At 44.4% G+C, this 19,267-nt stretch carries 18 protein-coding genes; 14 read left to right on the forward strand and 4 right to left on the reverse strand.

From position 1 onward, the window contains the following. The first annotated feature begins 122 nt into the window (after positions 1-122). From HMO_RS0107445 to HMO_RS0107480, 8 genes are all read left to right on the forward strand, one after another. Positions 123-1,595, forward strand: a complete 1,473-nt coding sequence (locus HMO_RS0107445; RefSeq protein WP_010300812.1) for a GspE/PulE family protein — start codon at positions 123-125, stop codon at positions 1,593-1,595. After that, positions 1,585-2,619: a type II secretion system F family protein gene (locus HMO_RS0107450; RefSeq protein ID WP_010300815.1), complete on the forward strand. Its 1,035-nt coding sequence runs from the start codon at positions 1,585-1,587 to the stop codon at positions 2,617-2,619. Before HMO_RS0107445 ends, HMO_RS0107450 begins: the two co-directional genes overlap by 11 nt. After that, positions 2,612-3,019 (forward strand): hypothetical protein, encoded by a 408-nt coding sequence (locus tag HMO_RS0107455; RefSeq protein WP_010300817.1) that lies wholly within the window; start codon positions 2,612-2,614, stop codon positions 3,017-3,019. The genes HMO_RS0107450 and HMO_RS0107455 overlap by 8 nt, the downstream gene beginning before the upstream one ends. Before the next feature lie 134 nt (positions 3,020-3,153). After that, the gene (locus tag HMO_RS0107460) at positions 3,154-3,513 is read left to right on the forward strand and encodes a hypothetical protein (protein ID WP_029448642.1); all 360 of its coding nucleotides are present in this window, start codon (positions 3,154-3,156) and stop codon (positions 3,511-3,513) included. Further along, positions 3,479-4,009 (forward strand): hypothetical protein, encoded by a 531-nt coding sequence (locus HMO_RS0107465; RefSeq protein WP_139016851.1) that lies wholly within the window; start codon positions 3,479-3,481, stop codon positions 4,007-4,009. Before HMO_RS0107460 ends, HMO_RS0107465 begins: the two co-directional genes overlap by 35 nt. A 58-nt stretch (positions 4,010-4,067) precedes the next feature. After that, on the forward strand, positions 4,068-4,352 hold the full coding sequence (locus HMO_RS0107470) for a hypothetical protein (protein WP_139016852.1): 285 nt from the start codon (positions 4,068-4,070) through the stop codon (positions 4,350-4,352). Then, entirely contained in the window at positions 4,345-5,178 is an 834-nt protein-coding gene (mutM, locus tag HMO_RS0107475) for a bifunctional DNA-formamidopyrimidine glycosylase/DNA-(apurinic or apyrimidinic site) lyase (RefSeq protein WP_010300830.1), read from the forward strand. Before HMO_RS0107470 ends, mutM begins: the two co-directional genes overlap by 8 nt. A gap of 38 nt (positions 5,179-5,216) precedes the next feature. After that, positions 5,217-5,978 (forward strand): enoyl-CoA hydratase-related protein, encoded by a 762-nt coding sequence (locus tag HMO_RS0107480; protein ID WP_029448644.1) that lies wholly within the window; start codon positions 5,217-5,219, stop codon positions 5,976-5,978. Positions 5,979-6,102: 124 nt separating this feature from the next. On the opposite strand, the gene HMO_RS15580 is transcribed toward HMO_RS0107480, so the two are convergent. Both HMO_RS15580 and HMO_RS0107490 read right to left on the reverse strand, forming a co-directional pair. After that, entirely contained in the window at positions 6,103-7,989 is a 1,887-nt protein-coding gene (locus HMO_RS15580; protein ID WP_010300837.1) for a tetratricopeptide repeat protein, read from the reverse strand. Positions 7,990-8,126: 137 nt separating this feature from the next. Continuing rightward, complete coding sequence (locus tag HMO_RS0107490; protein WP_010300840.1) at positions 8,127-9,920, reverse strand: tetratricopeptide repeat protein; 1,794 nt, start codon at positions 9,918-9,920, stop codon at positions 8,127-8,129. 325 nt (positions 9,921-10,245) lie between these two features. Here HMO_RS0107490 and HMO_RS14245 point away from each other — a divergent pair, with 325 nt between their 5' ends. Then, complete coding sequence (locus HMO_RS14245; protein ID WP_010300844.1) at positions 10,246-11,586, forward strand: D-alanyl-D-alanine carboxypeptidase family protein; 1,341 nt, start codon at positions 10,246-10,248, stop codon at positions 11,584-11,586. 8 nt (positions 11,587-11,594) lie between these two features. On the opposite strand, the gene hslO is transcribed toward HMO_RS14245, so the two are convergent. Continuing rightward, positions 11,595-12,479, reverse strand: coding sequence for an Hsp33 family molecular chaperone HslO (hslO, locus tag HMO_RS14250; protein ID WP_010300852.1), 885 nt, complete (start codon positions 12,477-12,479; stop codon positions 11,595-11,597). Positions 12,480-12,586: 107 nt separating this feature from the next. Beyond that, positions 12,587-13,225, reverse strand: coding sequence for a DNA oxidative demethylase AlkB (gene alkB, locus HMO_RS0107505; protein ID WP_010300855.1), 639 nt, complete (start codon positions 13,223-13,225; stop codon positions 12,587-12,589). Positions 13,226-13,488: 263 nt separating this feature from the next. Between alkB and HMO_RS0107510 the strand changes: the two genes are divergently transcribed. The 5 genes from HMO_RS0107510 (at position 13,489) to ettA (ending at position 19,261) form a co-directional block, all read left to right on the forward strand. Continuing rightward, entirely contained in the window at positions 13,489-15,267 is a 1,779-nt protein-coding gene (locus HMO_RS0107510; protein ID WP_139016853.1) for a hypothetical protein, read from the forward strand. Further along, positions 15,248-16,045 carry a hypothetical protein gene (locus HMO_RS0107515; RefSeq protein WP_010300861.1) on the forward strand — a complete coding sequence of 266 codons (798 nt, stop codon included), beginning with the start codon at positions 15,248-15,250 and terminating at the stop codon, positions 16,043-16,045. Before HMO_RS0107510 ends, HMO_RS0107515 begins: the two co-directional genes overlap by 20 nt. Positions 16,046-16,070: 25 nt before the next feature. Next, a complete protein-coding gene (locus HMO_RS0107520) occupies positions 16,071-16,874 on the forward strand; it encodes a hypothetical protein (RefSeq protein WP_010300865.1) in 804 nt (267 codons plus the stop codon). A gap of 188 nt (positions 16,875-17,062) precedes the next feature. Next, positions 17,063-17,569 (forward strand): phosphatidylglycerophosphatase A family protein, encoded by a 507-nt coding sequence (locus HMO_RS14255; protein ID WP_010300870.1) that lies wholly within the window; start codon positions 17,063-17,065, stop codon positions 17,567-17,569. Positions 17,570-17,578: 9 nt separating this feature from the next. Then, entirely contained in the window at positions 17,579-19,261 is a 1,683-nt protein-coding gene (gene ettA / locus HMO_RS0107530; RefSeq protein WP_010300874.1) for an energy-dependent translational throttle protein EttA, read from the forward strand. Positions 19,262-19,267 lie beyond the last annotated feature (6 nt).

Below are 19,267 nucleotides of genomic sequence, written 5' to 3' on the forward strand. Positions count from 1 at the left end.
AAAAGCCCAGTTAGGAACTTTTGCTGACTCTTATTTTTAACAGGAAGAGATGTCTTTTGCTTTGTGTTCAAAAATATTTGTGGTAGAACCATCAAAAAAGTTAAAAATTATTAAGCTTGATTATGCCTTTACTTGGTGAGCTATTAATTGAAAAGCGACTCATCCAACAGGATCATCTTGATACTGCCTTACGTGAACAAAGAAGATCGCGGCGGTTTTTAGGGGAGATCTTGTTGACTTTAGGGTTTATAAAGTCGGAAGATCTTTACCCAGTTCTGGCAGCCCAGATGGAGATCCCCTTTATCGATCTATCGGCCTGCAGTGACTGCCATTATCATCCCAATGGTTGGGTTTATATTGTTAATGATTTAGAAGATTATTTGCAAATTGCAGTATCTGATCCTCAGGACTTATTCTTGCAGCGTAAGCTAGCGCAAACTTATCCAGATCAGTCTTTAAAGCTTTACTTATGTGATCCAAAAGCCATGGATCAATTAAATTATCAGATCACCGCCACCACCCAGGCTCAGGACTATGCGCCTGACTTATTACGCGATTTAATTTCTCAAGCCTTAGAAAACCGTACAAGTGATATCCACTTTGTCCCTGCCTCCCACCATTGTCAGATTTTACTGAGAATAGATGGGGCTTTGGTTGCATTTCGCACATTACATAATGAGCAATGGCAAGCACTGCGGGCTCATATTAAAGTTCTAAGTCATTTAGATTTAGCGCAGACTCGCCGGCCCCAAGATGGGGCTTTCCGTTTCTTAAAGCGCAGTGACCCGATTGATTGCCGTGTTTCCACACTCCCAACCAAAGATGGGGAAAGTATTGTTATCCGATTGTTGGATCCGCGTTCAGTGTTGCTGGGGTTGGATCATCTGGGATTGCCGGACAATCAGTTAGCAAAGCTACAAAAGATTGCGCAGCTGCCTGACGGCTTATTTATTATTACTGGCCCGACTGGCTCAGGGAAAACAACAACCTTATATTCATTATTGCAAGAAATTATGCCATCGGGCCGTAACATAATGACCGTTGAGCAGCCCATTGAATATCGTTTGGAAGGCCTCCGACAAACAGAAATCCAAGAAAATGTGATCAGCTTTGCGGAGACATTGCGATCAATTTTAAGGCATGACCCAGATGTCATTTATATCTCCGAGATCCGAGATGAGGAAACCGCGATGACGGCTGTGCGAGCCGCCATGACCGGACATCTTGTGCTGACAACCTTGCATGTGAGCAATGTACGTTTGATTGAGCACCGTCTTAAGGATTTAGGCGTTCCCCCCAGTTATTTGGCAGGTGTCTTGAAAGGAGCTATGGCCCAGCGCTTATTGCGACTAAAATGCCCAGATTGTTTAGGGGAAGGATGCTCTTCTTGCCTTAGCACTGGATATTATGGTCGCCATGTTGTAGCTGAAGTCTTCGTAGAAGGTGATGATTTAGAGCAGCAATATCATCACCATCCTTCGGAGCGCATGACTAGTTATGCTTACAGTTTGGTGGATCATGAATTAACAGATCAGAATGAAATAACCCGAGTCTTTGGCCTGATAGGCACGGAAGGAGATCAGAATGCGGCGTAAGGTGTCTTTAAGTGAACAGATTCTTTGTTGGCAAACGCTGGCTCACTTGACTCACTCTCGAATGCCTTTGTACCAAGCGCTGGAGGTAACGAAAGATGTCATCAATTCTTCTTTTCTAAAGGGAGAATTTAATCACTTACAATCTGAACTGATTAATGGAAAACCCTTGTCCCAAAGTTTATTACAGCGCTCTGGAATTGGAAGTTGTTATAATTCACAAATGGTTGCGCTGGCAGAGAAAACTGGTGATTATGCTAAGGCTTTTAATTTAATAGCTCAGCACCTTATATGGCGGCGATCTTGGCAGCAGCTGCTGCAGCACTCTTTAAGGTATCCTATTTTCTTGGTGGGATTGTTAGGACTACTCTTCTGCATTATTATACTTTTTGTTCTGCCTGGTCTGATGGATCAATTAGCTTTGGTGGGGATTCAAGATATCCCTTTATCAACGCAGCTCTTAATTGCAGTTGGCCAACACCCGAGCGAAATTTTAGGAGGGGGCTTAATTAGTTTCTTGCTGCTGATGCTCTGGCGCCAACATCGCCACCGTAAAGGTTTGAAACCTTGGCGGTATTCACTGCCCGGTGCCGGCAAAGTTTTATATCGCTTGCAGTTTGTACAGTTTTTACACGCATTAGGCATCATGTTGACAGCACGAATAGATGTCATGGCCAGTTTGTATTATGCCTCACAAACGCCGACCTGTGCGTGGCTAAGAACAAGGCTGCAAACCAAGGAACATTGTCTGATAGCTGGCGATACTTTATCGGTGGCTCTGCAGGATCTCATTCCGGGAGATTCACCAACAGCAGCCTTGATTAAAGTGGCAGAGAGAACGGGACAATTAGGCCCATTGTTAGCTTCTTCAAGTGAGGCTGAACAGGGGCAATTACAGTTAAAATTGAAGTCCTGGCTTGATTTGCTGCAGCCGACCTTAGTCGTGGTGATGGGGATGTTAATGGTCTGGGTGGTTCTGGCTGTGCTTTTGCCGCTTTATGAGTCCATAGGGCAAATTCATGGATAAGGTTATCCTTGATCAAGACCGGTGGCTGTATTTGACAGATCAAGGCGCAGCACCAATTAATTATGCCGACTTGCCTTATCGCTTCATTCTGTTATTAAACCCTCCGCTGTATCTGTGCCATAATGGTCAGGAAAAGGTTATGTGGTCGCCTTTTCAAGAGCAAGCTTTGTCTGAGTTACAACAAAGCCAGCATCAAATTATTTCAAGCTATTATATGGGGCAGTTTGCTAACGGGCAACCTAACGGGGAGATCTTACAAATCCAGGGGGTAGGATCTATCGCCTGTGTTAAAAGGCGCTGTTCCAAGCAGCGGACTGCCATGCGCTGTCGCAAATCCAGGTCTATCTTAAAAGATTTGATATCAACTTTGCGCCCCAAATCACTTCCTTTAAAAAGTTAAAATTCACCCGAGTCCTGCAAGCTCGGTTAAGAATAATTCCCCAGCTTCAGTTGCAACATGTAAAGTGGTGGGACTTTATCAAAGTTAACACGTGTCTAACAATTATCGTGGGTGCGCTGGTTATAGGAAGTCTATTGGCGGTGTGGGACTTAGCAGCAGGCCAGCATAAGCTTGCTCAATACGCCGGTCAAGGTTCATTAACTTTTGAACAGCAAGCTCAGGCGCGTTTATACCAAAGTTATGGTGCCTTAACAGCAAATTTGCAGCAAATTGATTGGAGCAAATATAATCAGTTCGCAAAGGCTTGGCGTTCAAAAATTGTTATCACCCAATTGAGATATGATAATCAGAACTTAAGTTGCCAGTTTATTATGCACCCCGATTTTACCGAAGAAAGGGAAGGGATTCAAGAATGGTTGGACAAGCATATTTCAGAGGCTCAGTTAATGGAAGAAGGCAATGTTGAATTATGGCTACATTTTACGGCACGCTGACCGCCGTCTACTGCTCGCAGCCTTGGTCTTCGCTACTTTATGGGCAGGAGCTCGCCTATATAATACCACTGAACAGCAACTGCACTTGCTGCAGAGCCAATATCCATTGCATCAGCAATGGCAACTCGCCCAGCAGTGCCAAGATGTCGCTTGGCAGAAGGTGAAGGAGGGGGCTGCCTGGGCGCCCGGGCGATTAAAAACTATTTTCAATTATATGGTAAGCCAATTCGGAGTAAGTGTTGATCAGATAAAGGTCGAAGAAGCCACCTTCAAGGGTGAGCTAAAAGTTTATAAAATTTACAGCGTTGTTAGAGCCGCCACAGATGCCGAAATCTTAGAGTTTTTACATTATCTTGAACGGGAACTCTTTCCCTTGGTGGCAATCGAAAAATTTTCACTGCACAGGAGTAGGACTTTGGATGAATCTATGCTACAAGAAGGGCAAGGTATTCATCTAGTAGAAGGGCGTATTAATATTGCGTGGATTTCAAAATAAATTTTTCCTTTTATTTAGTATAATTTTAAGTTTTAGTTGGGCTCAAATAGAGCCATCTATGGTCAGTGAAGCAGAATTAAAAGTTTTAGGGACGCTTCCTCATAAGAAAGATAGCCTGCAAAGCCCCGTTAAAAAAGGTGAATGGCGTCTGGATGGAATTATGTTTACTAGTCATAGCGAGTGGACAGTGTGGCTGAATGGGGAACCGTTTACACCCACTCAGGCGCCTACAGGTATCCGTATTGTTCAAGTATGCAATGAATCTGTTCACTTATGCCCAGAAGCAGAGGAAGGGCCCATTAAAGTTCTGCGCCTTAATGATTGTGTGAGGTTCCATGCCTGAATTACCCGAAGTTGAAACTGTTTGCCGCGGCTTGATGAAGATGCTGCAAGGTTATCGGATCGAGCAAATTGAGCTGCATCGATTAGATCTGCGTTATCCTTTCCCACCATTAATGGCAGAATGCTTAAAGGGAGCAACAGTGATTGAGATTGAACGCCGAGCCAAATATATTTTAATGCATACAGATGTGGGATATACATGGCTAATTCATTTAGGGATGTCCGGCCGCTTATATGAACTTACGGATACCACAGCCATTGGTAAGCATGATCATGTGGTTATTCATCTGAAGGGGAAACGTCGCGTTATCTATCAGGATCCCCGGCGATTTGGATTTATGGATTTGCTGCCGCGCGCTTCAATACTACAGTGTAACCACCTTAAGAATTTATTGGAACCCCTGGATCAAACTTTAACGGCACAGGCCTTGCACCAACTGTTGGTAAAGACCAATCGCCCCATAAAGACTGTCTTATTGGATCAACGCTTGGTTGTTGGATTGGGCAATATCTATGTTTGTGAAGCCTTATGGCGATCACAGATTCATCCCTTAGAGCCGGCAGCAAATTTAACTTTAGATCAGGCTGATCTGTTATTGAAATCAGCGCAAGAGGTTCTCCGTCAAGCCATTGCTGCGGGCGGTTCTACTTTAAAAGATTATCGCCAAGTAAATGGCGAACTAGGTTACTTTCAACACACTTTCTCTGTTTATAATCAAGAGAAGGGGGCTTGCCAAAGACCGCTTTGCGACGGCACAATAGAACGGATTAGCCAAAGTGGCCGATCCACATTTTTTTGTCCAAGCTGTCAAAGGAGGCAATCGTGAGCGCAGCAATAGAAACTGAATCTGCGAAAAATGAGGAAATGATAAGCGTTGACTTTAATGACCGGGTTATGATTATTACGCTGACTCGTCCTGATGCTTTGAATGCGCTGTGTAAAAAACTTATTACTCAGCTTAACGCGGCTCTTGATCAAGCTGAGAATGATACCCGCATTGGCGCTATTGTTGTGACCGGGTCTGGTAAAGCCTTTGCCGCAGGCGCTGATATTGCCGAGATGAAAAATTTAACCTTTGCTGAGATCGCTGAGAAGGATTTTATCCAGCCCTGGGAAAGGTTGGCACGTTGCCACAAGCCAGTGATCGCGGCCGTAAATGGCTTTGCCTTAGGTGGCGGATGCGAGCTGGCGATGATGTGTGACATTATTTATGCCAGCGAAACCGCAAAGTTTGGGCAACCAGAAATTACCATTGGCACCATGCCCGGAGCTGGGGGCACGCAGCGGCTCACTGCTTTGGTCGGCAAAGCGAAAGCCATGGAATTATGCTTAACTGGGCGAATGATCACAGCACTTGAAGCTGAAGCCATGGGATTGGTAACGCGCGTGTTTAAAGCGGAAGACCTGTTAAAAGAGGCCCTAGCCACCGCCCATAAGATCGCTCAGTTTTCTGCCCCTGTGGTGAGGATGATTAAAGAAGCAATTAATGATGTGGCGGAAGTTCCTCTGATAAGCGGGATTAAAACAGAGCGGCGCATGTTCCATTCAACTTTTGCTTTAGAAGATCGCAAAGAAGGAATGTCAGCTTTCCTTGAAAAGCGTGCCGCTGTTTTTAAAAATCGTTGAGATTAGTCAACCGGCATTAGATGACGAAGATTAAGATAAGGGTATACTTTTGCTCTTTTTTTATAGGGGCACTGCAGGAAAAGAATTAACTTCTCCTGCACAAAAAGCGATGTAGAATGTATATTTACTCAAAAAACCAAGGATAAGCTTGTTTAAAGCGTGCATTTCTATAATTTTGTGTTCCTTGTAAGATTAGAATCAATTGCTGGGGCAGGCGTCTTACAAATGAAAAGTGGCTAAGAAGGGTTGTTTGCAAATCATCCATGAAAGTTATGATTCCATCATAAGTTTTTCTTAATGCTGCTGGTTTGCTGTTAACTTGTTCGAAATAAGACTTAAGCATATCTTCTACGTATTTATGCAGGTGTGGGGCTGTTTCTTTCAAAGAGGTAAGTATTAACTTGACGTCTTCAAGGGTATTATTGGTGCGAAATAACTCTAAAGCTTCTTCGTTAAAAAGGATAACCTCATCTAACTGTTCAGATAGAAGATAAGGTTTGCCCATAACAGCTTCAAAGCATTTAATGCAGCTCCAGAAATAATATTTGCCATTTAAAGAACCAACCACCAGATAGCTATCCCAGTGGGGCGCCCGAGGTTCCAAGGCAGTTATGCAAAAACCTGGCATTTTAAGATGTTCGATAAAGTTAAGGTGTCTTTCAACGGAAGTTACTAATTGGGGGCTAAACTCCTGTAAAAAATAACCTTTACCTAATTCATTACAGGTGCCATCTCCATCGGAGAAAGGCGGAGGTTTACGATAAAATTCTCTCATCTTGTGCAGATTATGCTTCAAGTGATCTATAAGTTGTTGGGGGCCGCTAGGGAAAACAGGTACAGGTAAAGTTATAGCAGCAGGCTTAAACATCTTTTTCAACCCGCGTTGGGCCGGCACATAATCTAGGTCAGCAGCCTTCACTAATAATTGAATGGCTAAGTAAGGATCTCTGGCTACCCCCCTGCCATCCATATAAAATTTAGCTAAATTATACTGGGCAGCAGCTGAGCCTTGGTGAGCAGCAGCTCTAAATAATTTAAGTGCTTTTAGAGGATCTTGAGGAAGGTCGCTGCCCTGCCAGTATAGTTTTCCCAGAACGTATAAGTCATTAGGTTTAAAGCTTCCAGGACGCGCCGTGCGTATTAGTATCTCATCAATAAACCAGTCGGGGATGTTCATATTCTTGCTTTCCCATATGGTCATCAGGGCAAACAATTCTCTACTACTGTAAGCGCTACTGGCAGGATTATGGAAAAATAAACTCTCGATCTCAATTTGACGCAGGGCCGTCGACGGAATTTGTCCCTTCTCAATGGCATCAAGAACTCGAGAGATTAAGACAATACTACCTTGGTTGAGCTCTTGAATGGTTCTTGACCAAACATCTTCAAATGCAGCAGCTTTATTTTCTGCCGGTGGTACTGTTAAGGAAAGATCATGGGTGCTGGCTTGAGAGGAAAGGGACTCATTATCACTCTCATCCGGTGATCGGGCAGAATTAAACAATGGTTGTGACGTTGACTCCTCGCCATCCGATTCACAAGGACTAGCATCGCCTGGAAAATAGGGGCGAGGGAGGCCGTTGTCTTCCTCGGGATTAGGAGATGTCTGATCACCCGATTGACCATGAGTCTGGATCTGAACAAAGGAAGGGCGTGGTAAGCCGCTTTGCTGTTCTTGGCTATCGTCTTCAGGACTATCCTCTTCAAATCGCAAGCGCTTTATCGGGGGTGTACTTATGCTGTGAGGGCGACTAGCCTGGGTAAGAAGAGACGCTAGCGGCTGTTCGCTTTCTTTTTCTTGGCCGCTTTCTGATTGATCTAAGTCGTGGAATAATCTTTTTGCTCTCTTTCCCAAGAGACCCCCTTGAAAGCTGTTGTCCCTTGCGGCTGATAAGCTTAATTCCCTGCCAAGCAGTCCATTTTCAGCAGGAGCTTCAGCTGCTGTCCCAAGCTTAAGAGCAAGGCTGATACCATACATCGTAAATTTTAAAAATTTTAATAAACACTTCATAGGTCTTCTTTCTTATTAAAAGTGAGCGGGGATTATTTTTGTCGAGACGATCAAAAAATGCGGCTGGCGAATAAAGCTATGTCCACAAATTTGGACAGGTAAAGAGGCAAATACTTTTTCCTTCTCTATCTTAATAGCTATTTCTTATCTTCCTCAAAAAACCAGGGATGAGCCTGAACAAATAATGCATTTCTATAAGCTTCTGTTCCTTTGAGAATAGTAAATATTCCCTCAACTGCTCTGTTGGCAATCCCTTTATGGTTGAATAATCGCTTTTGCAAACCTTGAAGCCGAGACAGGACCTCTACGAGTGCCGCTGCTAATTGTTTCCGGGATTGATTTCTCGTTAAAGCCAGACTTTTGGCCGGCAGCAAGGCTTTCAAGTATTCATACAGAGGTATGTTTGTTTTCTTTAGAGTATCCAGAACAGTGGGAAGCTGTTGTGGGGTGTACCTATATTGAGATAAAAGCTCTAGCAGGGTATTATTATAGGCAAGCAGATTATTAACCTTGTGAACTAGCTGCTGTGGCCATGCTAGGAAGTCGCGCAGATCATCTATCCCAAACCAAGACATAAATCTTTTTCCAGATGCTCCCAGTTCATGATGAAGCGTTAAAGTTTTAAAGGAGGATTCAAGTATCGAAACACAGAAGCCTGGAACCTCTATGTATTCAATTAATCTGTAAAGGTTGCTGACAAGGTTGCTAACTTCTTGGCTAACCTGGTAGCGATAAAAGTTAGTGCTGGGCTCCTCATTAAATTCTTGAGCGGCTGTATTAGGGGATAAATTCTCGGGGAATGCATAGTCGTTTCTTAGCGTGTCTAGCGCGTTTTTAAGACTATCCAGGTCATTTTTCTTGGGTAAGATGGTAGCTGTTAATGGGGACGGGGTGCCAGAGATTCGGCATAAGCTTTTAATGAGAGCTCGAGCTTCTTTATGTCCTTGAATTGCTGCCATTGCCAACCATTCAAGGGCTTTAATCTCATCCTTAGGGAGCTCTATTCCCATAAACAGGAGATAAGACAGATCAACTTGAGCGTTTGCATAACCTTGATTGGCTGCTCCTAATATATATTGGCTACCCTTGGCTACATCCTTTGCTACCTTCGTACCGGTAATATAAATATGGCCCAGAATATGCTCTGCTGGGGCATAGAAAGCTGCTGCTGCTAATTCCAGATAACTAAGGCTTTGCAGGATCTCTTTGGGATTGCTTTCTCGACGCAGTAACAAACTGGCTAGGGCTGTTAAAGAAGCTGGATCCCCTTGAACTGCAGCTTTGCGAAAGTATCTAATCGCTAATTCGTCATCCTTTTCAACAATTCGACCAGTGTCATACAGGTTCCCCAAGCAATACAATGCTTCAGGGTAATTCAGCTCAGCGGCTCTGGAGATCCACTTTAGGGCTTTTACTTCATCTTGGATCACTCCATGGCCCTGGGCGTACAGGAGTCCTAGTTTATATTGAGCTTCTGGACAATTTTGTTTTGCTGCACGTCTAAACCACGTATGGGCAAAACGTTGTTTGCCGATATTGCTATGGGTGAGACACAAAGAGCCTAACGCAAGCTGTGACGAGAGACACCCTTGTTCAGCCGCCCGCCGATACAGCTCAGTGGCAATATTTAAATTTTTCGGTACTCCGAGCGCCGTTTGATGCATAAATGCTAAAGTATATAAAGCACTAATATCATTCTGCTGCGCTTCTTGGACAATTTTATCTAGAAATGCTTGTTGGACAGGAGGCTGGGCAATCAATTGAGTCGGCTGAGAGGGAGGCAGCCAAGATTCCAAATTCTTCTTGCTTATCTCATTTAAAGGAGAGCTATAATCCAGCCTACATTCTGTTGAGGCATCGTGAGCAATAACAGCCTTATCAAAGGTTGAAAAGATTAATGTCGCCACTAAATTTGAAATTAAAATACGCATAATTTTAACGTTCTTTATACTAAATGATTGATTCTATTATTAAAAATTTTATATAAATTAAGCCATTTTTACTGATAGATATGACCATACAATCAGATGGGTAATTTATCAATACTTATCATAAAAGGGTCGCCAGATTCTCTTGCAATCACTCTATACCCTTAAAAATTAGCATTAAAGAGGACTTTAAAAGGCAGATACGCTTAAAATTCTTCCTCAAAGTTTCTCAAATTTTGCTCTGATTTCTATAAATTTTCAGGTACTATAAAATGAATGAAGGTGATTAAAATTAATGGCTGCCGATATGGGGGGTATGCTCAGTTAAATGTGGCAATGGATTTTTCTTTTGGTTTTAGGGACGGTACTCCTGATATCTGAGGCAGACGCTCGTCTGCGCAAACGCATTGAGCCGAAACCTTATAGCCCAAAGTATTCTTCAATTGTCATGGATGCTGATACAGGGCAAATTCTGCACACTGAAGATGCTACTGGTATCCGTCATCCCGCCTCATTAACCAAGATGATGACATTATATATGGCCTTTGAAGCCTTAAAATCAGGCAAAGTCACCTTAAAAACTCGCATGCCTGTCTCCTCAAGAGCAGCCCGCCAAGCGCCCTCTAAATTAGGGTTAAACCCTGGCGAGACGATTTCATTACAGACTGCAATCTTAGGATTGGTTACTAAATCTGCCAATGATGCAGCAGTGGTAGTAGCTGAGTTTCTTGGCGGCAGTGAAGAAGCCTTTGCTCGCAAGATGACGCAAAAAGCGCGCGCCTTAGGCATGACTTCAACAGTTTTTAGGAATGCTTCCGGTTTGCCCAATCCGGCTCAGGTGACCACTGCTAAAGACATGGCCATTCTTTCTCGGGCTCTTTACCGCGATTATCCCAACCAGTATAAGTATTTTAGTTTGCGCAGTTTTAATCATAAGGGGATTGAGCACCGCAACCATAACCATCTTTTGGGTAAGGTTGCCGGGGTGGATGGTATTAAGACAGGATTTATTGGGGCATCTGGTTTCAATCTTGCTGCTTCTGCTGTCCGTTTAGATCGTTACAAACGCCCGCGCCGCTTAATAACCGTAGTCATGGGAGGTGCCAACCGCCATTGGCGCGATCGGCGGGTAACGGAGCTCCTAGAAGCGTATTTTGCTAGAGAAGGGGCGCGTCACGAGGTGCCGCAAACCCTGGATGATGCTGAATTAAATGAACTCATTTACGAGCAAGAAGCCGCAGAGGAAATTGCTGAAGAAACGCCGGTAACCTTTCCTAAAGATATAGATAGCCTTTTGCATGATGTTTCCATGGAAGAAGAGGATAGCCAGGCTAAATCCCCAGAGATGCCAGTAAAGAAGTCTGCCCAAGGAAGTTCTACAGCCGATATCCGCTCGCTGCCCGCCAATTGGGTTGTTCCTAACCCTGGAAAAGAGGCTTCGAAAGAGGACACTGTTCGGACCATTCAACTCTCAACCGTGGCTTCCGAGAAAAAAGCGCGCCTTCTGGCGACCCAAGCCGCTAAAAAGTTGGGCTTTGGCCGGGCCAGTGTTCAAAAAATCCAACGAGGAAAGCGCACCCTTTATTCGCCGCAAGTGAATGGGGTGCCGGCGACAAAAGCTAAAAATGCTTGCCAAATGCTTATCGGCAAATGTGTTATTTTAGCTTAAAATAGCTTCTATAGCTCTTCTTCTGTAAAACTATATCCGACCCCACAAAACTCGCAGGTTACCGTAATCTTGTCCTCAAAGACCATTTCATGGCGATCTGCGTCCGAAAAAGTGGTTAGCATGTCTTTGATCTTTTCCTGGGAGCAGCGACATTGCGCCTTAACCGGCTGCGATTCATGGACGCGGACGCCCCCTTCCCAGAAGAGACGATATAGGAGGTCTTCGTTAGAGAGGTTTTTATCCAGTAGTTCTTTGCGGCTGACACTTCCAGTCAAGCTCAAGGCGTGGATCCATTGATCGTCAAGCTCCTCTTTTTCTTCGATCACCAGATTCTGGGGCAGAGGTAGACGCTGAATCATTAAGGCCGCCCCTGCCAATCCCTCAGAGGCTTTACATCCGGCTAGAACCACACCTGTTTCTAGCTGCTCCGATTGACGGAAAAAATGATGAGTGGATTCAGCCAGAGTGGTGCCAGTCAATTCGACCACCCCTTGATAACGATCTTCCCCTACAGCGGGATCAATGGTAAAGACCATGGTGCCTTGTCCAAAAACTTGCTGAATATTTTTAGCCTCGGCCTCGCTTAAATTACTGAGGGCTTGCTCATCAAAGCGGGCACAAGCACGCACATCCTGTTGATTGTTGATATCGACCACCATTAACCGCAACGGTCCGCTGCCGGAAATCTGCACAGTAAAAAGACCATCAAATTTGAAACAGTTCGCCAAAGCAATCGATAAAGCGACCGCTTGCGCGAGATACTCGTTAACACGCGCTGGATAATTATGCTGCTTGATAATTTTCCATAACTCCTCATCAAGGCGAACCAGCCGTCCGCGGATGGCAGAGCTATCAAGCTGAAAAGGTAAAACGAGATCGAATTTCTGCTGCATAAATTTAATGTCCTAAGCTTTTTATTTGGGTTTAAACTTAACACAGGGTTAGGCAACTGCCAAGGCATAGCTGTCGCATTTGTCCCAAGACTGAAGGCGGCGGGTCGCTACCTTGCTTTACGAAATGTTAAGTTGATGCGGCGTCGTCCGACTAAAGGATGGACCCCCTCTTTAAGCGGTAAAACCCCATGGTAAGCAAGCCGTGCCTCGTTACCCCAGACCATCACATCACCATGACTGAGCATAACTTTATGAACAGGTCCCGTGCGTTGGCCGCCCCCCATTTTAAACGTTGCCGGCAGTCCCAGAGACACCGAGACAATGGGGGCAGAGAGATCGCTCTCATCTTTATCTTGATGCATTGTCATTTTAGCACCGGGCTGGTAACAGTTGATCAGGCAAGAGTCCGGCATGAATTCTGAAAAGTTAGCCGCCTGAGCCGCTTGTTGAGCGAGCTCTAGGAATGAGAGTGGTATCGACGGCCAAGACACCCCTGTTTGAGGGTCAAAAGCAGCATAGCGGTAGCCTTGGGCATCACTGACCCAGCCCAACTGGCCACAATTTGTCATAGCAACAGATAAGCGTCGTCCACCGGGGGTGTGCATATGTCGAAGCGGTGCAGCCGCAAGGATCGTTTCCATATCACACAGCAGCTGCTGCTCCACAGGACCAGCAAACTCGCGGAGGATAAAGACCCCTGGACAGAGCTGAAATGAAGGCTGAAGCCGCGAGAATAGATCAAGCATGATGCCTTGTCATATCACAGCAGGTCCGGTGATGGCAAATTATAGATGTGGTGTTTATCGCTGAATTATAAAAATCATAATGCACTAAGTTATCTTTTAATAGGGAGAAACCGGTTTGAAGAGCCAAAAGTACAGGTTTTTTAAACTTGACTATATTCTAAAGTCATATCATAAACACTACTAATTTTAACTTTTAAAAGGCCACGCGCATGTATTATTCTTTTTTAAGTGCTCTTTTAAATCGGTATATCAGTTTCAGAAAGATGAGAAACTGTTTAATCCATTTATTCCTCCTGAATATTATTTGTATTTCGGGACAAAGTTCAGAGCAAAATGATCGACTATTTGCTTCAAGCTGGTCGGTTGCTATTCCCACCCAGGTCGATTCACCACTTCCTGATATTATGGACGTATTAGTGACTATAAAGGCTACGCGCTTGTCACCTGCCAATGAAGAACTTTCTTTATATGGTATGACGCGTCCTGTCTATGGAAACAAGCTTCGCCAATACAGTCTTAAAACAATCAGTCTTGTTTTTGACGGCATAATACGTATCGGCGGCTTAATGCAAACCACGACATTAATTCCGCCGGGACAAGTTCTCAATACAAAGCAATTTCGGACAATTGATCACAGTATTAGCTATAAGTATGCTACACCGTGCTTAGAGTTAGGCGGCTTTTGGGAACTGGGCTGTGATTTGGAGGATATTCGTCAATATTCTATAAATTTTTACGAATGCGAGCCTGACATACGGTATCATCTTCATCCAGGAGAATCATATGTTGATTGGATCCGTGATGGAAATTCTAATCTTACGATAATCCAGGACAATATCAAGGTGGGAAAAGTAGTCTCAGATTATCAAACCATCGATATAAAGCGTCATGGAAACTATAGAGCATGGCTCACTTTCAGGCGCCTTAACCAGAAAATTACTCATCCTTCTCTTCCTCAGCCGCCGCTGCTGCAAAAGAATGATGAAATGGAAGCTGAGCTGACGGAAGAGGAGGATTTCTCGGAAAAAAGTGAAGGGGAGGCAGATGCTATTAGTGAGCTTGAGGAGCCTGAAGAAGTCTCCAGCTTATTCTTTGTCTTAGCTGAGCAAGAACTCAGAGGACGGCAACGGACAAGCGGACGAAGAAATCGCTCGGCTTCTTATAGTCCGCCACGCTTAAGAGACACTGCTTATGAGCGGGGTGCTAAGCACGTGGAAACGGCTTTCTCTAAAATTTACCAAGGACGCGAACGTTATCAACAGGAGGAAATTAGTGGCAAAGCCATCGCGCGGACAATAGCTGCTTATGGGTTGGATGGCGTCGGTTGGGCTGTTAATCAGCTCGATCGAGTGTCTGCTGGCGCTGTTACCTGGACAAGTGAGAAAATGGATGAGGGAGCGCGTTGGACGGCAACCAAACTCCGCAGAGGTATTCGAGATCTAACAGGAGATCAGCGTCTTGCCCAAAATTTAGGTGACTATGCCTATCTGGGGTTATCAGCGATCGGACCAAAGAAGTTTTTGGCTCCAGTTCAAACAGCCGCAAAGGCTACCAAAGCCACCACAGAGCTAACTAAGACTGCCAAATATAGCAAAAGTTTAAATGCTCTAGATCTGGCTGATTCTCTGGGGGTAAATGTTAAAGGTATCAAACAGTCTTGGAAGGTTCGGCCGGGTCAAGAATGGAAACAGCAAATATTTGGTAAAGCTCAAAGAACTGGTACCCCAGGTCATGCCTTTAAAACTTATCGGATCACAATTGGAGAAGTGAGAAATAATCCAGATAAGCTGGGATTACTTAATCGCAGTTTAAAACGAGCAACTGGCGAGCCTATTCGCCAAAGACCTGATGTGACGATTGTTGAAAAGGTTGATAAGAAACCAAAGGTGCATCAATATGAAGTACCCAGTAAGACGGATAAGACAGAAATACTGGAGCAGAGGATGGAAATGAACAAAACCAAGTTTCCACACGACCAAAAAGGTAAGACAAAAGTTGAGCATATTAGTAGGGAGACAATGAATGGCAAAGGTATACAATGATATCAAGAGAGGTCCCCTAGCAAATGTTATAGCGCTGCACGATCTTGGCACTGAGAAAAATGATGTAAGAGGTTGGTTCACTTATGTCGTTAATTGGTTCAGAAAAAATGGCTTAGAGCCAACACGGATTGGCATAACTGGAGCCCCTTATAAGGGTAATAAGACCATTACTTTTCATAATGGATTGAAAAGACTTGAAGATCATAATTATCAAGAGGTGCAAGGAATTTCGTTATATGCTATCCCTCCTAACCATAACATCGATATGTTTGATGGGATATTTATATTGGAATATACATGTAGAAATAAAGGGGCCTTTGTGCTCTGTTGGGATAATCAACTTCTCTCTTTTGATAAGGGTAACTGTAAAGATATTGTTAAGGATATATGTTCTTATATTAAAATTAGTTACGGCTATGCTTTTCAACGGTTGTTTAATCAAGGCCCCTCTTTCTATCCAAGGGGCGTACTAGCTAGTAGTAAACTTTCAGAAGATGAAGAAGACAGGATCGCTCTATGGAATAACGAATATATGATGCCGGATGGAAATTATCAAACCGGTGACCTGCGAGATATTTATCCACTCAATATTTTAAGTCGCGTGCATCTGGATCGGGTTGTGAATGGGGGCCGTTTTGAAGATTGGATTCAGGCTGTACCGCAACGAGGAAGTCTTGAACAAATTACTGATTCGCTTTGGACGTGGTGGGTTGAAGCTGATAATATCGATGCTGTTAGAGCTGCCCTGGCGCCTAGTGGGATGATTTTGTGTCTTTAAGTAGGACGCTTTGAAAAGAGAAAAAATGACAAAGTTAGTTAACAATATCAAAAGGGGTCCGCTGGCTAATGTGATAGCGTTGCATGATTTTAGCCCTAATCAACCTCAAGGTAATGTGCAAAAGTGGTTTACCTATGTAGTCGAATGGTTTAGAGGTCATGGGTTGGAGCCTACGCGAATAGGGCTTACAGGAGAGACTTATAAAGGGAACAAAACCATTACTTTTCGTAATGGATTAAAACGGTTGGAAACGAATGAGTATAAGGATGTTCAGGGACTCTCTTTGTATGCTACCCCACCGAATCATGGCACAGATATGTTCGATGGAATATTTATATTAGAATATTCAGCAAGTAATAAGGGTGACCTTATTCTTTGTTGGGATAACCAAATAGCCCCTTTCGATGAAGTCTATTGTAAGCAGCTACTTCTTGCTATTTGTCCTCTTATCCAACCCCGTTATGGCTATGCTTATCAACGGTTATTTAAATATGGCCCCTCTTTTTATCCTATGGGCATAATCGGTGATCAAGCTCTTTCAGATGAAGAGGAGGACAAAATAGCACAGTGGGGTAATGAGTATGCACTGTCTAATGGTTGCTATAAAACCGGTGACCTGCGCGATATTTATCCACTCAATATTTTAAGTCGCATGCATTTGGATCGTGTTGTAAATGGATGCCGTTTTGAAGATTGGATTCATGCGGCACCGCAACGAGGTAGCCTTGAACAAATTACTGATTCGCTTTGGACGTGGTGGGTTGAAGCTGATAATATTGCTGCGATCAGAACGGCCCTGGCGCCCAGTGGGATGATTTTGTGTGTTTAGGCTTTTTTAGAGTATACGCCTTAAAGCTCATGCGGAAGCCTCAAACCCCTCTCTCATCTAGGATGACTGACTATTGGGGAGTGGTGGTGAGTAGCTGTATGCTTCCGATATAATCTTGCAAGACATAGGTTTCAGTTTGGGTTATAGTCCAATTCTAAACTCAGAGTTTAAGAGGAAGGGTGTAGCTGATGATTAAGTTTATTGCTTCAGGCTTTTATAGTGGGTATTTGCCGAAGGCGCCAGGGACCTGGGGCTCAGTGGTGGCCTTACCTCTCTGTTATTTGATCCTTCCCTACGGCTTACAAGCGCTTTATGGGGCAACCTTGGGTTGTTTTCTGATCGGGTGGTTTTGTAGTCATCCGCTAACCCGAGACCCCGCCGCTGACCCTGATCCCTCTTATATTGTGATCGATGAAATTGCGGGAGTGATGCTGACGTTGGCTTTAAGCTTATCATTTCTTAGCTGGAGTCCTGAGCTTCTCTTAAATGTGTCGTCGAGCTCCGTAAAAGTTTGGAGCTGTGCTTTTGTTGCCTTTCGAATCTTTGACATTTGGAAGCCTTTTCCGATATGTATAATAGATGAATACCTTGCTACCACCAGCCATTGGCGCGGCTTTGGCGTCATGATTGACGATATCTTGGCCGCCATTCCTGCTGCTGCTATGGTGTGGGGCTGTCTAACTTTTATTTTTTAAGGAATATGAATGTCCAGTTATCAATATATCTATGTAATGAAAGGCCTGTCAAAAATCTTTCCCGGCGGGCGCGAAATTTTAAAAGACATTTGGTTATCATTTTATCCCGGCGCCAAGATTGGCATCATCGGTCCTAATGGTTCGGGTAAATCGACCTTGCTCAAAATTATGGCTGGCATTGATAAAGAATTTAATGGTGAGGCTTGGGCCGCCGATGGCGTTAAGGTTGGCTATTTAGAACAAGAGCCGCAACTTGACCCGACCTTGGATGTGACAGGCAACATTATGGCCGGTCTAGGCGAGATCAAAGACTTGATGGATCGCTTTGATGCCGTGAGTGCCCGTTTTGCAGAAGAACTGACCGATGATGAGATGAATGCTCTGATTGCTGAGCAAGCTGAACTACAAGAAAAAATTGATGCTGCTGACGCTTGGGATCTGAATCGTAAAATTGAAATTGCTATGGATGCGTTGCGGTGCCCGCCCGGTGATGCTGATGTAACCAAGCTGTCCGGTGGTGAACGGCGTCGTGTCGCTTTGTGCCGTCTGTTGATGCAAAAGCCCGATATGTTGCTTCTCGACGAACCTACCAACCACTTAGATGCAGAATCTGTGGCTTGGCTGGAGCGTTACCTAAAAGATTACTCTGGCACAGTGGTTCTGATTACCCACGATCGTTATTTCTTAGATAATGTTGTCGGTTGGATTTTAGAGCTTGATCGGGGACAAGGCATTCCTTATGAAGGCAATTATTCCAGCTGGCTAGAACAAAAACGTAAGCGCTTAGAAGTTGAGCAAAAACAAGAAACCAATCGTCAGAAACAGCTAGCCCGCGAACTTGAATGGATTCGTCAATCACCTAAGGCACGTCAGGCCAAGAGCAAAGCCCGTATCCAGGCCTATGAAAGCTTGTTGGCGCAAGACTATGATCAGGGTAAAGGCGATGGCTCCATTGTTATCCCTGCCGGTCCTCGCTTGGGCGATACAGTGATCGAAGCCAATGGCTTGTCAAAAGCTTTCGGGGATCGCTTATTAATTGATAATCTTAATTTCAATTTACCGCGCGGTGGCATTGTGGGAGTTATTGGGCCTAATGGAGCCGGTAAGTCGACCTTGTTTAAGATGATTACTGGCAATGAGCAGCCCGATTCCGGCACCATTAAAATTGGTGAAACCGTGGTCTTAGGGTATGTGGATCAATCCCGCGATTCCTTAGATGCTAATAAAACCATTTGGGAAGAAATCTCCCAAGGCCATGATGAGATTGTCCTGGGTAAAAATAAAATCCCAAGCCGTGCTTATTGTGCAATGTTCAACTTCAAAGGCCCAGATCAGCAGAAGAAAGTAGGGCAATTGTCAGGCGGTGAACGCAACCGCGTGCATTTGGCAAATATGCTCAAATCTGGCGCCAATGTGTTAATGCTCGACGAGCCAACCAACGACCTGGATGTGGAAACCCTGCGCTCCCTAGAAGAAGCGTTGTTAGACTTTGGCGGCTGCGCCATTGTCATTACCCACGACCGCTTTTTCCTAGATCGAATTGCGACTCATATTCTGGCATTTGAGGGCGAGAGCCATGTGGAATGGTTTGAAGGTAACTATCAAGCCTACGAAGAAGACCGGCGTCGACGCTTAGGCGTGGCCGCAGATCAACCGCACCGCATTAAATATAAGCCCTTAACGCGTTCCTAATAAAGG

The organism is Candidatus Odyssella thessalonicensis L13 (assembly GCF_000190415.1).
In the GTDB taxonomy this organism is placed as follows: domain Bacteria; phylum Pseudomonadota; class Alphaproteobacteria; order Paracaedibacterales; family Paracaedibacteraceae; genus Paracaedibacter; species Paracaedibacter thessalonicensis.

Bases quoted from the DNA above. Each gene is read 5' to 3' on its own strand.
- HMO_RS0107465 (WP_139016851.1), top strand. From the start codon at position 3,479: ATGTTGAATTATGGCTACATTTTACGGCACGCTGACCGCCGTCTACTG.
- ettA (WP_010300874.1), top strand. From the start codon at position 17,579: ATGTCCAGTTATCAATATATCTATGTAATGAAAGGCCTGTCAAAAATC.
- HMO_RS0107455 (WP_010300817.1), top strand. From the start codon at position 2,612: ATGGATAAGGTTATCCTTGATCAAGACCGGTGGCTGTATTTGACAGAT.
- HMO_RS0107445 (WP_010300812.1), top strand. From the start codon at position 123: ATGCCTTTACTTGGTGAGCTATTAATTGAAAAGCGACTCATCCAACAG.
- HMO_RS15580 (WP_010300837.1), bottom strand. From the start codon at position 7,989: ATGAAGTGTTTATTAAAATTTTTAAAATTTACGATGTATGGTATCAGC.
- hslO (WP_010300852.1), bottom strand. From the start codon at position 12,479: ATGCAGCAGAAATTCGATCTCGTTTTACCTTTTCAGCTTGATAGCTCT.
- HMO_RS0107480 (WP_029448644.1), top strand. From the start codon at position 5,217: ATGATAAGCGTTGACTTTAATGACCGGGTTATGATTATTACGCTGACT.
- HMO_RS0107515 (WP_010300861.1), top strand. From the start codon at position 15,248: ATGGCAAAGGTATACAATGATATCAAGAGAGGTCCCCTAGCAAATGTT.
- HMO_RS0107510 (WP_139016853.1), top strand. From the start codon at position 13,489: ATGAGAAACTGTTTAATCCATTTATTCCTCCTGAATATTATTTGTATT.
- HMO_RS14245 (WP_010300844.1), top strand. From the start codon at position 10,246: ATGTGGCAATGGATTTTTCTTTTGGTTTTAGGGACGGTACTCCTGATA.
- alkB (WP_010300855.1), bottom strand. From the start codon at position 13,225: ATGCTTGATCTATTCTCGCGGCTTCAGCCTTCATTTCAGCTCTGTCCA.
- HMO_RS0107490 (WP_010300840.1), bottom strand. From the start codon at position 9,920: ATGCGTATTTTAATTTCAAATTTAGTGGCGACATTAATCTTTTCAACC.
- HMO_RS0107470 (WP_139016852.1), top strand. From the start codon at position 4,068: ATGGTCAGTGAAGCAGAATTAAAAGTTTTAGGGACGCTTCCTCATAAG.
- HMO_RS0107520 (WP_010300865.1), top strand. From the start codon at position 16,071: ATGACAAAGTTAGTTAACAATATCAAAAGGGGTCCGCTGGCTAATGTG.
- HMO_RS0107450 (WP_010300815.1), top strand. From the start codon at position 1,585: ATGCGGCGTAAGGTGTCTTTAAGTGAACAGATTCTTTGTTGGCAAACG.
- HMO_RS14255 (WP_010300870.1), top strand. From the start codon at position 17,063: ATGATTAAGTTTATTGCTTCAGGCTTTTATAGTGGGTATTTGCCGAAG.
- mutM (WP_010300830.1), top strand. From the start codon at position 4,345: ATGCCTGAATTACCCGAAGTTGAAACTGTTTGCCGCGGCTTGATGAAG.